Genomic DNA, 19,610 nt, shown 5'->3' with positions numbered 1-19,610 from the left:
CTCGGTGGGACTGCCGCGACCTCAGTCGGTCAGCTCGCCGAGGGTCACGTCGGCGGTGCGGGTCTGCCCGTCTCGCACGTAGACCAGGGAGGCTTCGGCTCCGCCGGCGAGGGCCCGGACCTGCGCCGTCAGATCAGTCGCGTCGCGGACGGGCACCCCGTTGAACTCGGTGACGATGTCACCGGCACGCAGGCCCGCGGCCGCCGCGGCTCCCCCGCCGGTGGTCTCGCTGATGAGGGCTCCCGCGATCGTGCTGTCCTCCGCGTCCGCGGCGTTGCCGACCATCGCGCCCAGCAGACCGTGCGTCGCGCTGCCGTCCTCGATGAGCTGTTCGGTCACGCGCTTGACGATGTCGCTCGGGATCGAGAAGCCGACGCCGATGGACCCGGCCTCACTCGAAGACGACCCGCCGCCGGCCGTCGCGATGGCGACGTTCACGCCGATGAGCTTGCCCTCGTCGTCGACGAGGGCGCCGCCGGAGTTGCCGGGGTTGATCGCGGCATCGGTCTGGATCACTGCGATCGAGATCGTGCCGGATCCGCCGCCCTGCTGCTGCTGGCCCTGGCCGAAGTCGAACTGGAACGGCGATTCGCCGCCCTGGCCCTGGTCCTCCTGCTGCTCACCGGAATCCGGGACCGCCGACGACGCGATCTGGATCGACCGGTTGAGCGCGCTGACGATACCGGTGGTCACGGTGTTCGACAGCCCGAGGGGAGCGCCGACGGCGACCGTCGTGTCCCCGACGTTGAGCTTGCTCGAGTCGGCGAACTCGATCGGAGTGAGTCCGGAGGCATCCGTCAATTTGATGACCGCGAGGTCGTACAGCGGGTCTGTCCCGACGATCTCCGCGTCGTACACCTTGCCGTCCGAGGTCGTCACCCGCAGCGCCGCATCGCCGGTGGCCCCGTCGAGGGTGACCACGTGGGTGTTCGTGACGACGTACCCGTCCTCGCTCAGCACGACGCCCGAGCCCGTCCCACCGCCGTTCGACGAGGTCGCACTGATCGTGACGACGCTCGGCAGCGTCTTCGCCGCGATGCCCGTGGTCTGGTTGACGTTGTCGGGGTCGTTCACGGTCACCTGCGTCGCGCCGCCCTGCACGACGGTGTTGCTGCCGCTGCGGAACACGTCCGACCCGATGGCCGCACCGCCCAGCCCGGAGACGGCGCCGACGATGGCGGCGGCGACGAGCACGGCGACGATCTTGCCCGATCCCACCTTCGCCTCCCCGCCGCTGTGGTGCGGCGCCGGCGTGGGCTGGACGTACCCCAGCGGCACGGTCGAGGCCCGCGGGGACAGCTGCGGTCCGGGACCGGAGGACGGCGAGGAGCCGTGCGACCACCCCTGAGGCGCCGGCTGCGCGCCCGCAGTGGGAGTCGACTCCGGCATCGGCGGGCGCGGGGGGAGGTCGGCGTCGGGGGTGTTCGGTTCGCTCATGGGAATGCTCCTTCTTCGAGGCCTCTCCAGAGTGCGCCCGCAGTCTGTGGAACGGCTATGTCGACCCTCCGATCAGCCTATGGGACCGGTGGGGTCGAGGATCCGTGACAGCACGCTCCTCCGGCACCCGGCGATACGCTGAGCCGGTGCTGCACATCTCCGGTGCCTGGCAACGCGCGGCGCGCGGTGCCGGCCTCCTCGCGTCCGACGGCTCGCTCGCGCCCACGATCTTCGCTGAGATCAGCGCCGCTGCTGTCAGGCACGACGCGGTGAACCTGGGTCAGGGGTTCCCCGACGAGGACGGCCCGGCCGACGTCCTGGATGCTGCGACCCGCGCCATCCGCGACGGCGTCAACCAGTACTCCCCCGGCCGCGGGCACCCCGACCTGCTCGCCGCCGTGGCGGAGCACCAACAGCGCTTCTACGGCATCACCCTCGACGCGGGCCGGGAGATCCTCGTCACCGCCGGGGCGACCGAAGCGCTGAGCGCAGCGCTGCTGGGCCTGCTGGACGGACCCGACGACGAGGTGGTCGTCTTCGAGCCGTATTACGACTCGTACGCCGCCGCGATCGCGCTCGCGGGTGCGCGCCTGGTGCCCGTCCCCTTGCGCTGGCCGTCGCTCGAACCCGACCTCGACGACCTCCGCCGCGCAGTCGGCGACCGGACGCGGATCATCCTCGTGAACGATCCGCACAACCCGACCGGAACGGTCTTCTCGCGCGAGGTGACGGACGAGATCGTGCGCCTCGCCCACCGTCACGACGCGCTGATCCTGACCGACGAGGTGTACGAGCACCTCGTCATGGACGGCCGCCACGTCCCGATCGCGACGCTCCCGGGTGCCGCCGAGCGCACCCTGTCCATCTCCTCAGGCGGCAAGACGTTCCGGACCACCGGCTGGAAGATCGGCTGGATCACGGGGCCCGCCGACCTCATCGACGCGGTTCTGGCGGTCAAGCAGTACCTCACCTTCGTCAACGGCGCCCCCTTCCAGCCCGCCATCGCGGCCGGACTCCGGCTAGGCGACGCGTTCTTCGACGGGCTCGCTGCGACCCAGCGCGAACGACGCGATCTGCTCGGTGAGGGATTGCGGGCCGCGGGCTACGCCGTGTCGACGCCGGCGGGCTCCTACTTCACTGTGGCGGACGCCCGAGGCATCCTCCCGCCGGGCCAGGATGCCGCCGACTTCTGCCGCACGCTCCCGGAGCGGGTCGGCGTGGCCGCGATCCCGCTGACCGCCTTCGTGTCGGCAGCGCACCGCCGGGACTACGCCAGCCTCATCCGGTTCGCGGCGTGCAAACGGACCGAGGTCATCGCGGAGGCCGCGCGGCGACTCGCCGCATCCGGTCGCTGACGCCAGACGGATCAGCCTCTCGGGGAGACCTCGTAGCGCCGCAGGCGGAGTGCGGGGTTGACCCTGCGCACCCGCTCGACCGCGCCGACGTCGATGTGCGCGACGGCGACGTCGGTGGACGTCCCGATGCTCGCCACCTGCACGCCCTGCGGGTCGATGATGAGGGAGTGTCCGACCCCGAGCGGCGGCGGGTGGTCGGCGCCGGCCAGCCACAAGGTGTTCTCGATCGCGCGGGCGTGCATCAGCGTGCGCCAGTGGTGCTCCTTCAGCGGCCCGCGCACCCATTCCGCCGCGACCAGGATGACGTGCGCGCCGGTGTCGGCGAGGACCCGCGCCACCTCTGGGAATCGCAGGTCGTAACAAGTCATGAGCGCGAAGCGCACACCCGCGACGTCGAAGGTCTGCGGGTCGCCCAGGTCTCCGGCCTCCACCCAGTCCGACTCGCGCTGACCGAAGGCGTCGTACAAGTGGAGCTTGCGATAGTGCGCGACGAGGCCCTCGGGACCGACCGCGACGACCGTGTTGCGCACGCGTCCCGCCGTCGTCGAGCGCTCCAGCAGTCCCGCCACGATGTGGATGCCCCGGCGTGCCGCCATCGCGGTGAGCGCAGCGACGAACGGCCCGTCGAGGTTCTGCGCATGCACAGACAGCGACTCGTCGAACGGATCGATGAAGTAGCTCGAGTACTCCGGGAACACGATCACGGCCGCGCCGCGGTCGGCGGCTCTGTCGACGAGCTCGTCGATGGTCTCGAGGTTCGCCGCCTCGTCGGCGGCGGGCGCGAACTGGGCGACGGCGACACCGATCGATCCGGTCATGGGTTCCTTCCGGCGCGGGTGCGGACGGCGGCGGGGATCGCGACCCACAGCACGACGATCGTGAGCGAGAGCGCACCGCCTGAGATCCAGGATGCCGCACCGCCCACGACGACGTCGAACACGAACGCGACGACGCCCACGAGGAGCGTCGACACGAGCAGGAGCGCTGCGATCATGCACACGTGCCCGAACCGGACGATCGTCGGTTTCGCGCGCTGCGCGAAGAGGATGCGGTGCAGCGCGACGGGCGCGAGGGCGACGACCGCGCTGAGGGCGGAGAGGACGATCAGTGCGAGGTAGACGATCCGCTGATGGGAACCGAGGTCGTCGAAGGTCGGTTGGAACGCCAGCGCGAGGAGGAACCCGGTCAGGATCTGCGTGCCGGTCTGCAGCACGCGCAGCTCCTGCAGGACCTCACTCCAGTTGCGGTCGGCGCGCTCGTTGCGCGTCTCGTCGCGGCCGTCCGCGGCTGCGTCCGCCGTCGGGTCGTCGGTCCGGGTGCCCATGCGCCCATCCTCCCCGAGGGCGGATGATCCGCCACCGATTCGCGTGACCCCGAAACCCGTGCTAGTGTTTTCTCTTGTGCCGCGGGGTGGAGCAGCTCGGTAGCTCGCTGGGCTCATAACCCAGAGGTCGCAGGTTCAAATCCTGTCCCCGCAACAAAAAGAAGAAGGCGTTCCCTCTCCGGAGGGGGCGCCTTCTTCGATTTCCGGAGGCGTGCCGCTCACCGCGGCAGCATCGCCGACTCCATGTCGGACAGGAAGCGGACGACGGCTCGCAGCTCATCGTCGGTGTAGCCGACCATCGCCTCCCGCATCGCCTTCAGCCGCTGACCGAAGTGTCGGTGGAACTCGTGCCGGGCCGCCTCGGTGAGGGCGACGATCCGTGCGCGGCGATCCGTCGGGTGCGGTTTGCGCGTGAGGTATCCCGCTTCGGTGAGCCGATCCAGGAGCTTCGTCGTCGAGGCGGTGGAGATCGCGAGGTGCGTGGCGAGGTCGTGCGGCTTGACGACGTCGCCGTTCTGCTCCCGGATGATGAGCATCCGCAGCGCCGCGAGGTCCGTCGTGTTCATGTCCATGTCACCGCGCATGCCCGCGTACATTCGGTCCATGGAGTCCGAGAAGGCGCGGACCGCCTCGAGAGCGGACAGGACGACGGCGTCGCGCTGTGTCTTCGGAATCCACGGTTTCTCCACCGTTGGACACCTCCCCTGTCGTTCTGTACCATGTCGAATGTTTGCTAGATAATCTAGCAAAGTAGGGAGTGATCGTGTCAGCAATCGAGTACGTGGTCCTGGTGGACGACGAGGGTCGCGAGATCGGCACGGCTCCCAAGGCGAGTGTCCACGGTACCGATACTGCACTGCACCTCGCCTTCTCCTGCCATGTGTACAACAGTCGCGGCGAGATCCTGGTCACCCGGCGAGCCCTTGACAAGACGGCATGGCCGGGCGTCTGGACCAATTCCTTCTGCGGACACCCCGCCCCCGCAGAACCCGTGATCGACGCGGTCAAGCGGCGCGCGGCATATGAGGTGGGCCTGACCCTGCGCGACATCTCCCTCGTGCTCCCCCTGTTCCGCTACCGCGCCACCGACGCTTCGGGCATCGTCGAGCACGAGATCTGCCCGGTCTACATGGCGTACACCGACGACGAGCCGGACCTGAACCCGCGCGAGGTCGCGGAGGCCCGGTGGGTGGATCCCGCCGACCTCGACGCGTCCCTCGGCACCACGCCCTGGGCCTTCAGCCCGTGGCTGGTCCTGCAGTCCCAGCAGCTGGACCTGTTCGCACCCGAGCAACATCGGAGAGCCTCGTGATCGGCCTCTCCGACGTCGCCCGCCGCGAGATCGACGACACCCTCGACCTGGCACTGGGCCGCCTCCGAGCTCGCTCGGCGGCACTCGGTGATGCCTCGGCGGCGCTCGGCGAGGCGACCGCTGCCGGCGCGTCCGGCGGCAAGCGACTTCGACCCGCCCTCGTGGTCGCCGCCTTCGAGGCGTTCGGCGGAGACATTGCCCGGGCACCCGGACTCTGGCGCGTCGCCGCCGCCTTCGAACTGCTGCACGCGGCCTTCGTCGTCCACGACGACCTCATCGACGGCGACGTCGAGCGTCGCGGCATCCCGAACGTCGTCGGCCGCTTCCGCGACCGGGCCCGGGCTCGCGGCGGCAACGAGGACGAGGCGCAGCTGCTCGGCACGGCTGCAGCGGTCCTGGCCGGCGACCTGCTGCTGTTCGAGGCCACCCGGTTGATCGCGACCGCGCCGGTCACCGCGCCGCAGCGGGCGGCGCTGTTCGTCCTCCTGGACGACGCCCTGCTCGTCTCGGCCGCCGGCGAGCTGGCCGATGTGGAGCAGACCATCGGCGCCGACCTGCCTCCCGCGGCATCCCTGCTGCGCACCGCCCGCGACAAGACCGCCTTCTACTCGTTCCAGGCACCGCTCGCCGCGGGGGCGCTCCTCGCGGGCGCATCGGAGGACGAGCGATCGGCGCTGGAGGCCGCCGGGTCCGAGATCGGCGTGGCCTTCCAGCTCGCAGACGACCTCATCGGCACCTTCGGCACGCGCGACGAAGCCGGTCGGGAGCCCGGCGCCGACCTGCGGGCGTCCAAGCGCACGCCGCTCATCGCAATGGCAGCCGAGACCGAGGCGTGGCCGCAGGTGGCCAACGCCCTCGCACTCGCCCCGACCGGCCCGATCGCCATCGCGGAGGCACAGCGCGAGCTCGCCGCCAGCGGTGCCCGGGAGCGCACCGTCGCGCTCATCTCCCACACCCTGCGATCCGCGCGGACGCGCGCGGCCGACGCCGCTCTCCCCCGCGACGCCGTCGTCCTGCTCGCGGCCCTCGCCGCCGCGGTGGAGGACCGCATCCCCCGATGACGACGACGCTCTACGATTCGACCGCCGCTGCAGCGGCCGCATCCGTCATCCGCGCCTACTCCACCTCGTTCGGCCTCGCCACGCGGCTGTTCGGACCCCGGGTCCGGGGGCACATCCGCAACGTCTACGCGCTCGTGAGGATCGCTGACGAGGTCGTCGACGGCGCCGCTGAAGCCGCGGGTGTGGATGCCGCCGAGCAGCGCCGCGTCCTCGACGACCTCGAGGTCGAGACCTTCGCCGCCATGGGGCGGGGCTTCAGCTCGAATCTGGTCGTCCACGCGTTCGCGCTGACGGCGCGCGAATGCGGGATCAGCCGGCGGCATGTCGAGCCGTTCTTCGCATCCATGCGCACCGACCTCGACCGCACCGAGCACGACGACGCCTCGCACGACGACTACGTCTACGGCTCCGCCGAGGTCGTCGGCCTCATGTGCCTGCAGGTCTTCGTCAACGCGGGAGCGGCGGCGCCCGCCGAGCCGGATCCCGACCTCGTGACCGGAGCGCGGCGACTGGGGGCCGCCTTCCAGGACATCAACTTCCTCCGGGATCACGCCGACGACGCCGGCCGACTCGGGCGCGACTACCTTCGCGTGGGCGATGAGACGCGCCGCCGCGACGTCCTCGACCGCATCGATGCCGACCTCGCCGTCGCCGCCGCGACGATCCCCCGGCTCCCGGCCGACTGCAGGACGGCCGTGGCCACGGCACACGGTCTCTTCGCATCGCTCGCGGACCGGCTGCGGAGGGCCGAGGACCCCGACACCCGCGTGCGGGTGCCGAATCCCGTGAAGGCCGGCATCGCCCTCCGCGCAGCTGTCTCGCACCGTTCCCCCCGTCCCCCTCGAACGCTCCGGAGGCCCTCCGCATGACCCGCCGCATCGCGATCGTCGGAGGCGGGATCACCGGTCTCGCCACCGCCGCCCTCCTCGCCGACCGAGGGGACCAGGTCACGGTCCTCGAGGCGCAGGACGAGCTCGGCGGACGGGCCGGCTCGTGGGAGAAGGACGGGTTCCGGTTCGACACGGGTCCCAGCTGGTACCTGATGCCCGAGGTGTTCGACCACTTCTTCGAGCTCCTCGGCACGACCGCCGCGGAGCAGCTCGACCTCGTGCGACTCGACCCGGCGTACCGCGTCTACCGCGAAGGAGAATCCGCTCCCTTCGACGTGGTGTCGGGACGGGATGCCGCGGTCGCGGCCTTCGAGGCTCGAGAGCCCGGCGCCGGCGCCGAGCTGGCCCGCTATCTGGACTCCGCCGGCGAGATCTACGACCTCGCCGTCGACAGATTCCTCTACGACCCGTACGTGTCCCTCAAGGGGCTCGTGCACCCCGAGGTGCTCCGGAAGCTCACCACACTGGCGCCACTGCTGTTGCGCCCCCTGTCGGCGTACGTCGAGAAGCGGTTCGACGATCCCCTTCTGCGGCAGGTCCTCGAATACCCCGCGGTGTTCCTCGGCGGGTCGCCGTACGACGCGCCCAGCCTGTACCACCTCATGAGCCACCTCGACCTCGACGACGGCGTGCTCTATCCGCGCGGCGGGTTCAGCGAGATCATCCGTGCGATCGCCCGTCTCGCCGAGGCGCGCGGGGCCGAGATCCGCACCGGCGCCCGCGTCGAACGCATCCTGACGAGCGGTCGCACCGCGACCGGCGTCCGACTCGCCGACGGCACGGTCCTCGCGGCGGACCACGTCGTGTCCACGGCCGACATGCACCACACCGAGACGGCCCTGCTCGACCCGTCGCTCCGCTCCCGCAGCGACTCGTGGTGGGACAAGCGAGTGCCCTCGTTCGGCGCTCTCCTGGTGCTCCTCGGCGTCGAGGGGGAACTTCCCGAACTGGCGCATCACACGCTCTTGTTCACGAAGGACTGGAAGACGAACTTCGACGTCATCGCCGAAGGAGCCGGCGCGGCGGCGCCCCGCATCCCGGACCCGGCGTCCCTCTACGTCTGCCGTCCCAGTGCGACGGACGAGGGGGTCGCGCCCGAGGGGCACGAGAACCTGTTCGTGCTCGTGCCGATGCCCGCGGCGCCGGTGCTCGGGCGCGGCGGCGTCGACGGCGCCGGCGATCCCGTGATCGAGGCCGCTGCCGACGCGGTCATCGCGCAGATCGCCGAGTGGACCGGCGCCCCGGATCTCGCCGACCGCGTCCGTGTCCGCCGGACGATCTCCCCCGGCGACTTCGCCGCCGATTTCGGCTCCTTCAAGGGCGGCGCCCTGGGCCTGGCGCACACGCTCGGCCAGTCGGCGATGTTCCGGCCCGGACTCCGGTCGCAGGTGGACGGGCTGCTCTACGCGGGACAGACCGTCCTGCCCGGCGTGGGTCTCCCGATGTGCCTCATCTCGGCGGAACTCGTCGTGAAGCTGTTGGACGGCGACACGTCGACCGGGAAGCTGCCCGTCGAGGCGACTGCGGGGCGCTAGTCGGATGCCGGGTCTGTACCTGCTCGCGATCCTGGCGTCGGCGGCGGGCGTGGCCGCGCTCGACGTCCGCTTCCGGCTCGCCGCACCGGTCGCCCCGGTCAGGACCGCCGTCGGCGTCGCGATCGGCACCGCCTTCTTCCTCGCCTGGGACATCGCGGGCATCACCGCAGGCGTCTTCGTGCGCGGCGACAGCCCGCTCTTCGTCGGCGTCGACCTCGCCCCGCACCTTCCGCTCGAAGAGGTCTTCTTCCTCGCCTTCCTCAGCTACCTGTCCCTCGTGCTGCACGCCGCCGGGATGAGGGCCGTGTCGAGGGCGGATGCCGCGGAGGACCGCGCGGCATGACGTACACCCTCCTGGTCATCCCGTTCCTGCTCATCACGGCGGCGGCGGTCCTGGCGACGATCCGACGTCCCCGGTTCGGTCGTCGCATGGTCGCGTCGGCGATCGCGGGCGGCGTGCTGGTCGCCCTCACCACGGTCTTCGACTCGGTGATGATCGCGGCGGATCTGTTCACCTACCCGGAGCACCTCATCAGCGGCATCCGCATCGGTCTCGCGCCCATCGAGGACTTCGCCTATCCGCTCTGCGCGGCGTTCCTGCTGCCGGCGATCCTCACCCTCCTCACCCCGCGCGGGGAACGACCGTGACGTCTCTCGGCTTCGTCCGTCAGCTGTTCGTGTCCTCACGGCCGATCAGCTGGATCAACACGGCGTACCCGTTCGCAGCCGCCTACCTGCTCAGCGCGCGCGAGATCGACATCGTCCTCGTCGTGGGGACCCTCTTCTTCCTGATCCCGTACAACGTCGCCATGTACGGGATCAACGACGTCTTCGACTACGAATCCGACCTGCGCAACCCGAGGAAGGGCGGGGCACACGGCGCGATCCTGGCGAAGGAGTTGCACGCACCCACGCTCTGGGCCGCCGCGCTCCTCGGCGCCCCCTTCGTCGTCTTCCTCGTCGTCGTGGGGCCGCCGCTGTCGTGGCTCGTCCTCGCCCTCAGCCTGCTCGCCGTCGTCTTCTACAGCGCACCACCGCTGCGGCTGAAGGAGCGGCCGTTCGCCGATTCGGTGACCAGCAGCATCCACTTCTTCTCACCCGCCGTGTACGGCCTCGTGCTCGCGGGCACCGCATGGACCCCGCAGCTTGCGCTCATCCTCATCGCGTTCGCCCTGTGGGGAGTCGCGTCGCACGCGTTCGGCGCTGTCCAGGACGTCGTCGCCGACCGGGAGGCCGGCATCTCGTCCATCGCGACCGAGCGCGGTGCAGCGTGGACCGTCCGATTCGCCCTCGTGTCCTACACCGCCGCCGGCGTGGCCGTCCTCCCCACCGATTGGCCGGGGCCTCTCGCGGCGCTCGTCGTCGTCCCCTACCTCGCGACCGTGTGGCCGTACCGGTCGGTCCGCGATGCGGACGCGGCCCGCGCCACGCGCGGGTGGGACCGCTTCCTCTGGCTCAACCAGCTCGCCGGCTTCCTGGTGACGCTGCTGCTGATCTGGTGGTGGCTGCTCGTCCCGTGAGCAGCCACCACCTCGATCGGTCCCGAATCATCGGCACCCGATGACTTACTGGCCTTCGAGCTCGATCAGTCGCGAGACGATGTTCGTCAGCTGCTCGTCGAGCTCGCCGTAGGTCGTCCAGTCCCCGGCCTGCAGGGCGGCATCGCGGTCCTGGATGACCTGCTGCGCCTGCTGCAGCAGACGATCGAACTCGTCGCCCGCACCGGGCGTGCTCGGCGGGTCGCTCGGCTCCGGCGACGGCGTGGCGCCCGGCGTCGGTGTCGCCGACGGTCCGGGAGTCGGCGTCGTCCCCTCGTCGCCGGCGGTGGCGCCGGAGTCGCCGCCGAACAGCGCGTCGAGCGCCTCCTGCAGCGTGTCCTCGAAGGCGACCTCGTCGCCGAAGGCGACCAGGATCTTCCGCAGCTGCGGGAGCTGCGTGCCGCTCGAGGCCTGGACGAAGATCGGCTGCACGTACAGCAGGCCGCCACCGACGGGGACCGTCAGCAGGTTGCCGTTACGGACCTCGGACTGCCCCTGCCGCAGCAGGTTGACTTCCGGCGCGATGCGCTCGTCGTTGCTGAAGCGGTTCTGCACCTGACCCGGCCCGGGGACGGACACGTCAGCGCTCACCTCCAGCATCCGGAGCTTGCCGTACCCGGTCGCCTTCTCACCCTTCACGTCGCCGGCATTCGCGTCCACCGCGAGGTAGCCGGTGAGGACGTTGCGCTCGGCGTCGCCCTCGGCCGCGGGGATGAACGACGAGAACATCGAATAGGTGGGGTCGTCCTGGCCGGGCATCTGCATCGTCAGGTAGTACGGCGGCTGCAGGCTGCTCTGGTTCTGCGGATCCTGCGGCGTGCGCCAGGCGTTGTCACGGCGGATGAAGGACTCCGCGTCGTCGACGTGGTACGTGCCCAGCATGGCGCGCTGCACCTTGAAGAGGTCGGTCGGGTACCGCACGTGGCTCATGAGGTCGGCCGACATGTCGCTGATCGGCTTCAGCGTCGAGGGGTAGACCTTCTGCCATGCCTGGAGCAGCGGGTCCTCCTCGTCCCAGGCGTACAGCGTGACGGAACCGTCGTAGGCGTCGACGGTCGCCTTCACGGAGTTGCGCATGTAGTTGATGTCGTCGAGCGCGACCCGCGGCTGCGTGTTGGTGGTGTCCGAGATCGCCTCGCGGAGGCTCACGCTCGTCGAGTAGGGGTAGTTGTTCGTGAGCGTGTAGCCGTCGAGGATCCAGACGACTCGTCCGTCGACGACGCTGGGGTAGGGATCGCTGTCGAGCTCGAGGTACGGCGCGGCCTTCTGGACGCGGTCGCGGGGGTTGCGGTCGTAGAGGATCTGCGACTCGTCGTTGATGCCGTCCGAGAACAGGATGTCGGTCGACTGGAACTTGAGCGCGTACAGCAGGCGGTTGAACGGATTGCCCACGTCGGGACCGCCGTCACCCTCGAAGGTGGTGCGGGTCTGGCCGGCACCGTCCTCGCCGCGCGGGTAGTCGAGCTCAACAGGGCTCGATCCCTCGGGAGCGCCGACGATCGAGTACGGCGGCGACGACTCGCCGAAGTAGATCCGCGGCTCGTAGCTCGCACCGGAGGTGAGGTCGCCCGCCGTCGGGATGCCCCGCTCGAGGAACACCGGGTTGCCGTCGTCGGTGCGCGCGTTGCCCTTCGCGGCGACCATGCCGTAGCCGTGGGTGTAGACCAGCGTGTTGTTGTACCAGGACTGGGCGCTGCCGAGCTGGTCGAGGTTGAGCTCTCGGACCGAGACGACCGCATCCTGCGTCTCGCCGTCGATCGTGTACCGGTCGACGTCGAGCGGGTTCTGGAACTGGTAGTACGAGCGGTACTGCTCGAGCTGGCGCACCGTCGGGCCGATGATGGCCGGGTCCATGATGCGCAGCGACGCGGTCGTGTCCGCGTCGGCGCGCAGCTGGCCCTTCTCGGCGGTCGTGACGGCTTCGAACTCGTTCTTCTCCAAACCGTCGATGCCGTAGGCGAATTTCGTCGCGGCCAGGTTGTGCTCGACGTAGGGCGCCTCGTAGGTCTCGAGGTTCGGCGTCACCTGGAACTGGGTCACGGCCCACGGGTAGGCGACCCCCACGACGAGGGACGACACGATCAGCAGCGCCGTGCCGATGAGCGGGAAGCGCCACCGGCCGATGATCGCGGTCACGACGAACAGCGCGGCGACGATCGCCGCGGCGACCGCGAGGATCGCCAGCCCCGGGATGACCGCGTTGTCGTCGACGTAGCTGACACCGGTGAAGCGGTCGCCCTGCGTGGTGAGCGTCTTGTAGCGGTCGAGCCAGAGACTCACCGCCTGGACGGCGAGGTAGAGGCCGGCGGTGGCGGCGAGCTGGATGCGCGCGGACTTCGAGATGCGCAGCTCGCGCTGCCCGACGCGCACCGACCCGTAGAGGTAGGCGACGACCGCGGTGACCAGGAGGCAGATGAGCAGGACTGCCGACAAGAACCCGAGGGCGGCGCTGTAGAACGGCAGCTGGAACAGGTAGAAGCCGGTGTCGAGACCGAACTGCGGGTCGGTCTGTCCCGTCGACACGCCGTTCATCCACAGCCAGACGGTCTCCCACTGCGCCGACGCGGCGAAGCCGGCGAAGAACCCGAAGAAGACGGGGATGCCCCACATCGCCAGGCGCCGGAGCGGCTCGACGACCTCCTGGTAGTGATCGAGCTGCGAGCTCAGTCGCGCGTACACCGGCCGGAGCCGGTAGGCGAGCTGGATGGCTGCGAACACCGGGGCAGCCATGGCGACGAAGCCGACCAGGAACATGACCACGCGGGCGGTCCACTGCGTCACCAGGACGCCGTCGAAGCCCAGCTGCCGGTACCACTGCCAGTCCGTGTACAGGCTCGCGAACGCGAAGAACGCGATCACCAGCACAACGAGCACACCGACGGTGATCGCGATGGTGCGGCGGACGGGGTTCGGGGGCGTGGACGTGGCCGGGCCTGCAGGTGTCGAGGTCACCCCTTCATCCTAGGCGGGGCATATCGGGCGGGCGGCGACCCGGCGATGCGCTCAAGGCGTAATCGCAGGACCCGCACTCGAGGTCAGCCCGCGCTGCAGGACGGCAGGTCCGCCAGCTTGTCCCCGGTGCTGATGGCCTCGAGCGCGGCGAGGGAATCGTCGAGCGTCTCGACCGACACGACGCGCAGGTCGCCGGGCACATGCCCCACCACCTCGTCGCAGTTGTCCGCGGGGGCGAGGAACCAGTCGGCACCGGCATCCCGCGCACCGTAGAGCTTCTGACGGATGCCGCCGATCGGCCCGATGGCGCCGGAGGCGTCGATCGTCCCGGTGCCGGCCACGTTCTCGCCGCCGTTGAGCTCCCCCGGGGTCAACGTGTCGATGATGCCGAGGGCGAACATCTGACCGGCGCTCGGGCCACCGATGCGGTCGAGCTGGATGGTGACGTCGATCGGGAAATCGTAGTCGTGCGCGGTGGTCACCCCGATGAGCCAGACGGGCCCGTCGGCGGAGTCCTGCTGCACGGGCGTCACCGTCTCGGTGCGCTCGTCGCCGTCACGACGGACCACGAGGTCGATCGGCGCGCCCTCCAGCGCGCCGATCGCTGCGCGGAGCTGCTCGGTCGTCTCGATGGCCCGCCCGTCGGCCGAGACGATCTCGTCGCCTTCTTCGAGGATGCCCTCGGCGGGAGAGTCCTCGGCGAAGCCGTAGACGCTGACGTGGGGGCGCACGTCGTAGCCGAGCTCCGCCAGTGCGGCTGCGGTCGCCTCCTTCTGCGAGTCCACCATGAGTGCGGCGCTCTCCTGATTGCGCTCCTCTGTGGTGGTCCCGGCGGGGAAGATGCGGTCCAGCGGCAGCACGGCCTCGGCGGGGTCGAACCACGCGAGGGCGAGCTGGAACCAGCTCGGCGTCTGCTCACGGTTGCCCTGGATCTGCACGGTGGTCAGGTCGAGGGCACCACCGGTGGGATAGGTCTCCGCCCCGTCGACCGAGATGAGCGGCACATCCTCGCCGTCGGCGTTCTCGGCGGTCCCCAGGGTGTTCACGACGGGACCCTGTCGCTGGATCACGAACCCGGTGGGGAGGAAGGTCAGGATGAGGAGGGCGACGAGCGCGACGGCCAGCGCCCACACCCCGAACGGCACGGCGGTGAACCGGTCACGGGGCCGGCGGCGGGCCCGCTCGTCGGGGGCGAGCGGGCCGGCGGTGTCCTCGAACAGCGACACGCGAGTCCTTCCTCCGGCGCTCGTTCGCGGCCGGCGTACACGGGACGTCTCCCGTCCGGACCGGGCGGAGGAAACCTGCGACTAGCGTAGGACAGAGACGTCTCCCCCCTGCTGAAAGGCGCCTGACATGACGGACGACGACCGCCCCGGCGACGATGATTTCGCCGAGATGCTCCGACGGATGCTGAGCGGTCAGGGCGGGATCGATCCGGAGCAGCTGCGGCAGTTCTCGGGGATGAACATCGACCCCGCGATGATGCAGGCCATCATGCGCCAGCTGCAGTCGGCGATGGCCGACACCGGCGGGGACGAGGGCATCGACTGGTCCGCCGCGAAGACACAGGCCCTGCACATCGCCAACCGCGACGGGCTCGGGATATCCGCCGGCGCTCGTACGGAGTTCGACCAGGCATTCGCCCTCGCCTCCCTCTGGCTCGGTGAGGCCACCGCCATCGCGGAGCTCCCGGCGCCGCCGCGCGCCATCACGCGGGGACAGTGGGTCGAAGCGACCCTGCCGGTGTGGCAGGAACTCGCCGAGCCCGTCGCGTCGAGCATCAGCGACGCCCTCATGGCCGCCCTGGAGTCGCAGACGCCCGAGGAGATGCGGGCCGCGATCGAGGGAGCCGGGCGTCTGATGCGCCGAGTCGGAGGAGCGCTGTTCGCCAGCCAGCTGGGCGCCGTCATCGGCCGCCTGTCGCTGGAGGTCGTGAGCGGCGGCGATGTCGGCATCCCCCTCATGCCCGACGGCGAGGCCACGATCCTGCCGCAGAACTTCGCCGACTTCGGCCGGGATCTCGAGATCGAAGAGGACCAGCTCGCCCTGGCGCTCGCCACCCGCGAACTCGCCCACGCGCGGCTCTTCCGCCACGCCCGGTGGCTGCGTCTGCACGTGATCTCTCAGATCACCGACTTCGCCCGCGGCGTCCACGTCGACACGGATGCCCTCGAAGAGCTCGCGTCGCGCTTCGACCCCTCCTCCCCCGACGAGCTGCGGGCGGCGATCGAGAGCGGCGCCCTCCTGCCGCAGCGATCCGAGGCGCAGGTGGCGGCCCTCACCCGCCTCGAGAACCTGCTCGCGACCATCGAGGGCTGGGTGGACGTCGTGACGGCGGACGCGACCAGTCGCCTGCCCGCGGCCGATCGCATCGCGGAGGCCGTCCGTCGACGCCGCGCGGTGGGCGGACCCGGCGAGCAGGCGATGGCCTCGCTCGTGGGCCTGGAGCTGCGACCGCGGCGCCTGCGCGAAGCGGCCGCGATGTGGCGGGCGGTCACCGACGCCGTGGGCCCGGCGGCCCGCGACTCGCTCTGGGACTACCCCGACCTGATGCCGACGGCGGAGGACATCGACGACCCGGCGTCCCTGGTCGCTCGCCTGCAGGCACGTGCCCGCGGTGAAGAGCCCACGCGCGATGCCTTCGACGACGCCCTCGCCGCGCTCCTCGACGAGGAGTCCGGCAGCGGTGGGGACACCGCCGCGGACGGCCCCGACGACGGTCCGTCGGGTCCCCGCCCGGTCTGACCGGAGGTTCCTCCACAGGCCCCGCCGTGAGCGCCTCGCCGGCACGCACTGTGGAAGACCGACGACGACGGCGTGCCGGCTCACGAGAATCGCCTCATGCTGCGACTCGCCCCCTCCCGGACACCGCTGTGGCGAACTCCGTCGAGCCTGCAGCTCGGCGATGAGGACGGTCACCGCCTGCGCGGATTGGACCCGTGGCAGGAGCGTCTGCTCGATGAACTCGTCACCGGCATCGCCGACGCGCGGCTGATCCCCCTCGCGCGCGAGCTGGGCGCCTCGGGTGAGGACGCCGAGCGCTTCGTACAGACCATCGCGGACGCGCTCGCGGGGGATGCCACGCCGGCACCCGCCCTGCGCGTGGAACTGCCCGCCGACATCGGCCCGGCCGACGAAGCCGCCCTCCTCGCGGGTCTCTGCGCAGCCGGTGTCGACGTCGTCGACGTCGCCCGATGGAAGCTCCCCGACCACGGCGCGCCCATCCTGCTCGTGAGCTCGCGACTGGTCGATCCGCACCGGGCGGCACGCCTGGTGGCAGGTGACGTCACCCACCTGCCGGTGGAACTCTCGGGCGATCGCGTCGTGGTCGGTCCGCTTGTGCGCCCAGGCAGGACAGCGTGCATCGCATGCGTGCACGCCGCCCGTCGCGACCTCGACCCCGACTGGCCGCTCTTGGCCGCACAGCTGCTCGCACGGCGGACGCCCGCTACCGAGCCCGTCCTGCTGGTCGAGGCCGCCGCGCTGGCCGCTCGGATGCTCCGTGCCGAGGAGGAGGACGGCCGGTCGGTCGTGCTCAGCGACGCTGACGCGGAGCGCGTGTGGCGCGCGCATCCGCCGCACGAAGCGTGCCTGTGCCGATCTCCTGCAGGAAACGCGAGCGCTGACGCTCGCGGTGGCCGGACATCCGCGCCCACGACAGCGAGAGCGTTCGCGCGGCCCGCGTGATGCCGACGTACGCGAGGCGGCGTTCTTCATCGACCTGCTCGAACGTGGTGGCGTACGAGATCGGCAGCAGCCCCTCGCTGAGGCCCATGAGATGCACGTGGTCCCACTCGAGCCCCTTCGCGGCGTGCAGCGTCGCGAGGGTGACCGTCCGCAGCGCGGGCTCGTGCTGCGCCTTGGCGCGTGTCGTGAGCTCGTCGGTGAAGGCGCGCAGGGTCATCTCCGCCGGGGCCTCCTCGGCCAGCCGCAGCACGGCCGCGCGGGCCTCCCACGCGTCTCGGAGAGCGCCCCCCGCCGGCGGCGCCTCGTCGGTGAGACCGAGGGAACGGAGGATGTCGCGCACCGTGGCGAGGAACGACCCGGACAGCGGCGCCACCGACGCACCGCGCAGCGCCAGGAGCGCCTGCCGCACCTCGGGCAGATCCCAGAAGCGCTTGCCGCCGAGGACCGTCGCGGGGATTCCCCGCGAGGACAGGGCGGCCAGGAGCGGCGCCGACTGGGCGTTCAGCCGGTAGAGCACGGCGATCGCGGCGGGGTCGGTGCCCGCGGCGAGCTGCGCGGCGACGCGATCGGCGACGCCGTCGGCTTCGGCGGCGTCCTCGTCGTACGCCGTGACCTCGGGGATCGGCCCGGCCGGTGTCGGCGTGGTGAGCTGGAGGGCCCCGGGCCGACCGCGCATCAACTCGTTCGCGACGGCGAGGATGGCGGCATCCGATCGATAGTTCCGCTCGAGGCGGATGACCTGGGCGTCCTCGTGCCGCCGGTCGAACTCGAGCAGGAAGCGCGGGTCGGCGCCCGCGAAGGAGTAGACGGTCTGACTCGCGTCGCCCACGACGCAGATGTCGTGGCGGTCCCCCAGCCACAGCTCCAGCAGTCGCTGCTGGACGGGCGAGACGTCCTGGTACTCGTCGACGGTGAAATGCCGGTACTGCTCGCGGACGGCGGTCGCGACGCGCGGCTCGGACTCGATCATCCCGGCACAGGCGAGGAGCACGTCCTCGAAGTCGAGCTGGCGTCGCTCGTCCTTCAGCTTCTCGTACGCGTGCTGCAGTCCGACGAGGGCGTCGAGGGACAGCCCGGGGATGCCGCTCGGCCGATCCCGGGCGTACTGCTCGACCGAGCGCATCGTGACCTTCCGCCACTCGATCTGCGACGCGGCGTCGCGCAGCGTGCCGGCATCCAGCCGCATCCCGATCGAATCGGCCGCGTGCGAGAGGAGCCGCACCTTGCTGTCGACGATCGCCGGCGCGGTGTCGCCTGCGACCTGTGGCCAGAAGAAGTTCAGCTGCGCGAGTGCCGCGGCGTGGAAGGTCCGGGCTGCGACGCCCTCGACACCGAGGCCTCGCAGCCGCCCCCGCAGTTCGCCCGCGGCCTTCGTCGTGAAGGTCACGGCCATCACGCGCTGCGGCGAGTACGCCCCGGTGTCGACGCCGTGGGCGATGCGGTGGGTGATGACGCGGGTCTTCCCGGTGCCCGCACCGGCGAGGACGCACACCGGTCCGCGGAGCGTGCGTGCGGCGTCGCGCTGGCGGTCGTCGAGGGAGGCGAGGGGCCCCTCGCTCACCCCTGCACCCACCGGGTGATCAGACTCCTGGCGATGGAGGCGCGTCCCGGCAGTCGCACGTCACCCGCGCCGTCCAGCGCCGCGCGGATCTCATCCCGCGTGAACCAGCGGACGTCGAGGATCTCCTCGCCGTCGGGCCGGGCCTCCTCGTCCGACACCGCCCGGGCGGTGAAGCCGAGCATGAGCGAGCGCGGGTAGGGCCAGGCCTGCGAGCCGCGGTAGACGATGTGATCGAGGCGCACCCCGGCCTCCTCCGCGATCTCGCGGTCGACGGTGGTCTCGAGCGACTCCCCCGCCTCGACGAATCCCGCGAACGTGGAGTACATCGGCACGTCGCCCCACGCGGCGTTCCGGCCGAGCAGGAGCCGCTGGTCATCGGCGCTCGCGACGGCGACGATGACGGCGGGATCCGTCCGGGGGAAGTGCTGGCGACCGCACTGCGGGCACACACGCGACCAGCCGGACTGCTGGACGTCGGTGCGCGCACCGCACGCGGGGCAGAACGGCGCGTCGATGAGCCATCGGCCGATGCTGAGCGCCTGCACGAAGCGGCCGGCATCGTCGGCGTCGAGGTCGCCGCCGACCGCGCGGAGGCCACCCCACTCCGCGTCCCCCACCGGCGGCTCCGCTGCCGACGCGGGGACGGCGGCGACGAGCATCGCGCGATCACCCGCATCCCGTCCGAGGAACGCCCACTCCGCGCCCTCGGGCGCATCCGCCGGGGCGGACCATCGAAGCCTGTCGCGACCCTCCAGCGGTGCGCGGTCGCCGTGCACGAGCAGCACGCGCGTCTGCTCATCGGCGCGGGCGCGGGCGAGCAGACCGTCGTCGAGCCGCTCCTGCGCCGCACGGTCGATGACCGCGCGAGCCAGAGGCGGCGGGACGTCCTTCGTCGTCATCGAGGACCTCTCTTGCGGGCGTGGCGCCGGTGCGCCGGTGGGTGGCCGACCTACCCTGG

At 71.0% G+C, this 19,610-nt stretch carries 17 protein-coding genes and 1 tRNA gene; 10 read left to right on the top strand and 8 right to left on the bottom strand.

Annotation, left to right across the window (positions count from 1 at the left end; translation table 11 throughout):
• Positions 1–21: 21 nt before the first annotated feature.
• Positions 22–1,437 (bottom strand): S1C family serine protease, encoded by a 1,416-nt coding sequence (locus KZX17_RS10795; RefSeq protein WP_248173138.1) that lies wholly within the window; start codon positions 1,435–1,437, stop codon positions 22–24.
• A gap of 146 nt (positions 1,438–1,583) precedes the next feature.
• Between KZX17_RS10795 and KZX17_RS10790 the strand changes: the two genes are divergently transcribed.
• Entirely contained in the window at positions 1,584–2,792 is a 1,209-nt protein-coding gene (locus tag KZX17_RS10790; RefSeq protein ID WP_248173136.1) for an aminotransferase class I/II-fold pyridoxal phosphate-dependent enzyme, read from the top strand.
• A gap of 11 nt (positions 2,793–2,803) precedes the next feature.
• Here KZX17_RS10790 and KZX17_RS10785 read toward each other — a convergent pair whose 3' ends face one another.
• Positions 2,804–3,610 carry a carbon-nitrogen hydrolase family protein gene (locus KZX17_RS10785; protein WP_248173134.1) on the bottom strand — a complete coding sequence of 269 codons (807 nt, stop codon included), beginning with the start codon at positions 3,608–3,610 and terminating at the stop codon, positions 2,804–2,806.
• On the bottom strand, positions 3,607–4,116 hold the full coding sequence (locus KZX17_RS10780) for a DUF6328 family protein (RefSeq protein WP_248173131.1): 510 nt from the start codon (positions 4,114–4,116) through the stop codon (positions 3,607–3,609). Before KZX17_RS10780 ends, KZX17_RS10785 begins: the two co-directional genes overlap by 4 nt.
• Positions 4,117–4,196: 80 nt before the next feature.
• Between KZX17_RS10780 and KZX17_RS10775 the strand changes: the two genes are divergently transcribed.
• Positions 4,197–4,270 (top strand) — tRNA-Met (locus KZX17_RS10775).
• A 64-nt stretch (positions 4,271–4,334) separates the two neighbouring features.
• Here KZX17_RS10775 and KZX17_RS10770 read toward each other — a convergent pair.
• Positions 4,335–4,805 (bottom strand): MarR family transcriptional regulator, encoded by a 471-nt coding sequence (locus KZX17_RS10770; RefSeq protein WP_248173126.1) that lies wholly within the window; start codon positions 4,803–4,805, stop codon positions 4,335–4,337.
• A gap of 74 nt (positions 4,806–4,879) precedes the next feature.
• Between KZX17_RS10770 and idi the strand changes: the two genes are divergently transcribed.
• Genes idi through KZX17_RS10735 form a run of 7 tightly spaced genes read left to right on the top strand, consistent with a single transcriptional unit; the run spans position 4,880 to position 10,434 of the window.
• Complete coding sequence (idi, locus tag KZX17_RS10765) at positions 4,880–5,428, top strand: isopentenyl-diphosphate Delta-isomerase (RefSeq protein ID WP_248173123.1); 549 nt, start codon at positions 4,880–4,882, stop codon at positions 5,426–5,428.
• Positions 5,425–6,489, top strand: coding sequence for a polyprenyl synthetase family protein (locus tag KZX17_RS10760; RefSeq protein WP_248173120.1), 1,065 nt, complete (start codon positions 5,425–5,427; stop codon positions 6,487–6,489). Before idi ends, KZX17_RS10760 begins: the two co-directional genes overlap by 4 nt.
• Positions 6,486–7,358, top strand: a complete 873-nt coding sequence (locus tag KZX17_RS10755; RefSeq protein ID WP_248173117.1) for a squalene/phytoene synthase family protein — start codon at positions 6,486–6,488, stop codon at positions 7,356–7,358. The genes KZX17_RS10760 and KZX17_RS10755 overlap by 4 nt, the downstream gene beginning before the upstream one ends.
• Entirely contained in the window at positions 7,355–8,914 is a 1,560-nt protein-coding gene (gene crtI / locus KZX17_RS10750) for a phytoene desaturase family protein (RefSeq protein WP_248173114.1), read from the top strand. The genes KZX17_RS10755 and crtI overlap by 4 nt, the downstream gene beginning before the upstream one ends.
• 4 nt (positions 8,915–8,918) lie before the next feature.
• Positions 8,919–9,257 carry a lycopene cyclase domain-containing protein gene (locus KZX17_RS10745; RefSeq protein WP_248173111.1) on the top strand — a complete coding sequence of 113 codons (339 nt, stop codon included), beginning with the start codon at positions 8,919–8,921 and terminating at the stop codon, positions 9,255–9,257.
• Positions 9,254–9,562 carry a lycopene cyclase domain-containing protein gene (locus KZX17_RS10740; RefSeq protein ID WP_248173107.1) on the top strand — a complete coding sequence of 103 codons (309 nt, stop codon included), beginning with the start codon at positions 9,254–9,256 and terminating at the stop codon, positions 9,560–9,562. Before KZX17_RS10745 ends, KZX17_RS10740 begins: the two co-directional genes overlap by 4 nt.
• Positions 9,559–10,434 (top strand): prenyltransferase, encoded by an 876-nt coding sequence (locus KZX17_RS10735; protein ID WP_248173105.1) that lies wholly within the window; start codon positions 9,559–9,561, stop codon positions 10,432–10,434. The genes KZX17_RS10740 and KZX17_RS10735 overlap by 4 nt, the downstream gene beginning before the upstream one ends.
• 45 nt (positions 10,435–10,479) lie before the next feature.
• Here the strand turns inward: KZX17_RS10735 and KZX17_RS10730 are convergent, their stop codons facing one another.
• Positions 10,480–13,404, bottom strand: coding sequence for a UPF0182 family protein (locus KZX17_RS10730; RefSeq protein ID WP_248173102.1), 2,925 nt, complete (start codon positions 13,402–13,404; stop codon positions 10,480–10,482).
• A gap of 83 nt (positions 13,405–13,487) precedes the next feature.
• Positions 13,488–14,630, bottom strand: a complete 1,143-nt coding sequence (locus KZX17_RS10725) for a S16 family serine protease (protein ID WP_308194586.1) — start codon at positions 14,628–14,630, stop codon at positions 13,488–13,490.
• A 127-nt stretch (positions 14,631–14,757) separates the two neighbouring features.
• Between KZX17_RS10725 and KZX17_RS10720 the strand changes: the two genes are divergently transcribed.
• Positions 14,758–16,149, top strand: a complete 1,392-nt coding sequence (locus KZX17_RS10720) for a zinc-dependent metalloprotease (protein ID WP_248173099.1) — start codon at positions 14,758–14,760, stop codon at positions 16,147–16,149.
• A 790-nt stretch (positions 16,150–16,939) separates the two neighbouring features.
• Here KZX17_RS10720 and KZX17_RS10715 read toward each other — a convergent pair.
• On the bottom strand, positions 16,940–18,652 hold the full coding sequence (locus tag KZX17_RS10715) for an ATP-dependent helicase (protein WP_248173096.1): 1,713 nt from the start codon (positions 18,650–18,652) through the stop codon (positions 16,940–16,942).
• A complete protein-coding gene (gene nudC, locus KZX17_RS10710; RefSeq protein ID WP_248173093.1) occupies positions 18,649–19,551 on the bottom strand; it encodes an NAD(+) diphosphatase in 903 nt (300 codons plus the stop codon). Before nudC ends, KZX17_RS10715 begins: the two co-directional genes overlap by 4 nt.
• Between the last annotated feature and the right edge of the window lie 59 nt (positions 19,552–19,610).

This window comes from Microbacterium sp. EYE_78 (assembly GCF_023149035.1).
Classification (GTDB): domain Bacteria; phylum Actinomycetota; class Actinomycetes; order Actinomycetales; family Microbacteriaceae; genus Microbacterium.
Note: the sequence above shows the minus strand (reverse complement) of the source record. Positions and strands in the feature narration are given on the sequence as shown.

Coding starts and splice junctions, on each gene's coding strand:
- KZX17_RS10780 (WP_248173131.1), bottom strand. CDS start 4,116: ATGGGCACCCGGACCGACGACCCGACGGCGGACGCAGCCGCGGACGGC.
- KZX17_RS10795 (WP_248173138.1), bottom strand. CDS start 1,437: ATGAGCGAACCGAACACCCCCGACGCCGACCTCCCCCCGCGCCCGCCG.
- KZX17_RS10755 (WP_248173117.1), top strand. CDS start 6,486: ATGACGACGACGCTCTACGATTCGACCGCCGCTGCAGCGGCCGCATCC.
- KZX17_RS10740 (WP_248173107.1), top strand. CDS start 9,254: ATGACGTACACCCTCCTGGTCATCCCGTTCCTGCTCATCACGGCGGCG.
- crtI (WP_248173114.1), top strand. CDS start 7,355: ATGACCCGCCGCATCGCGATCGTCGGAGGCGGGATCACCGGTCTCGCC.
- KZX17_RS10785 (WP_248173134.1), bottom strand. CDS start 3,610: ATGACCGGATCGATCGGTGTCGCCGTCGCCCAGTTCGCGCCCGCCGCC.
- KZX17_RS10745 (WP_248173111.1), top strand. CDS start 8,919: ATGCCGGGTCTGTACCTGCTCGCGATCCTGGCGTCGGCGGCGGGCGTG.
- KZX17_RS10720 (WP_248173099.1), top strand. CDS start 14,758: ATGACGGACGACGACCGCCCCGGCGACGATGATTTCGCCGAGATGCTC.
- nudC (WP_248173093.1), bottom strand. CDS start 19,551: ATGACGACGAAGGACGTCCCGCCGCCTCTGGCTCGCGCGGTCATCGAC.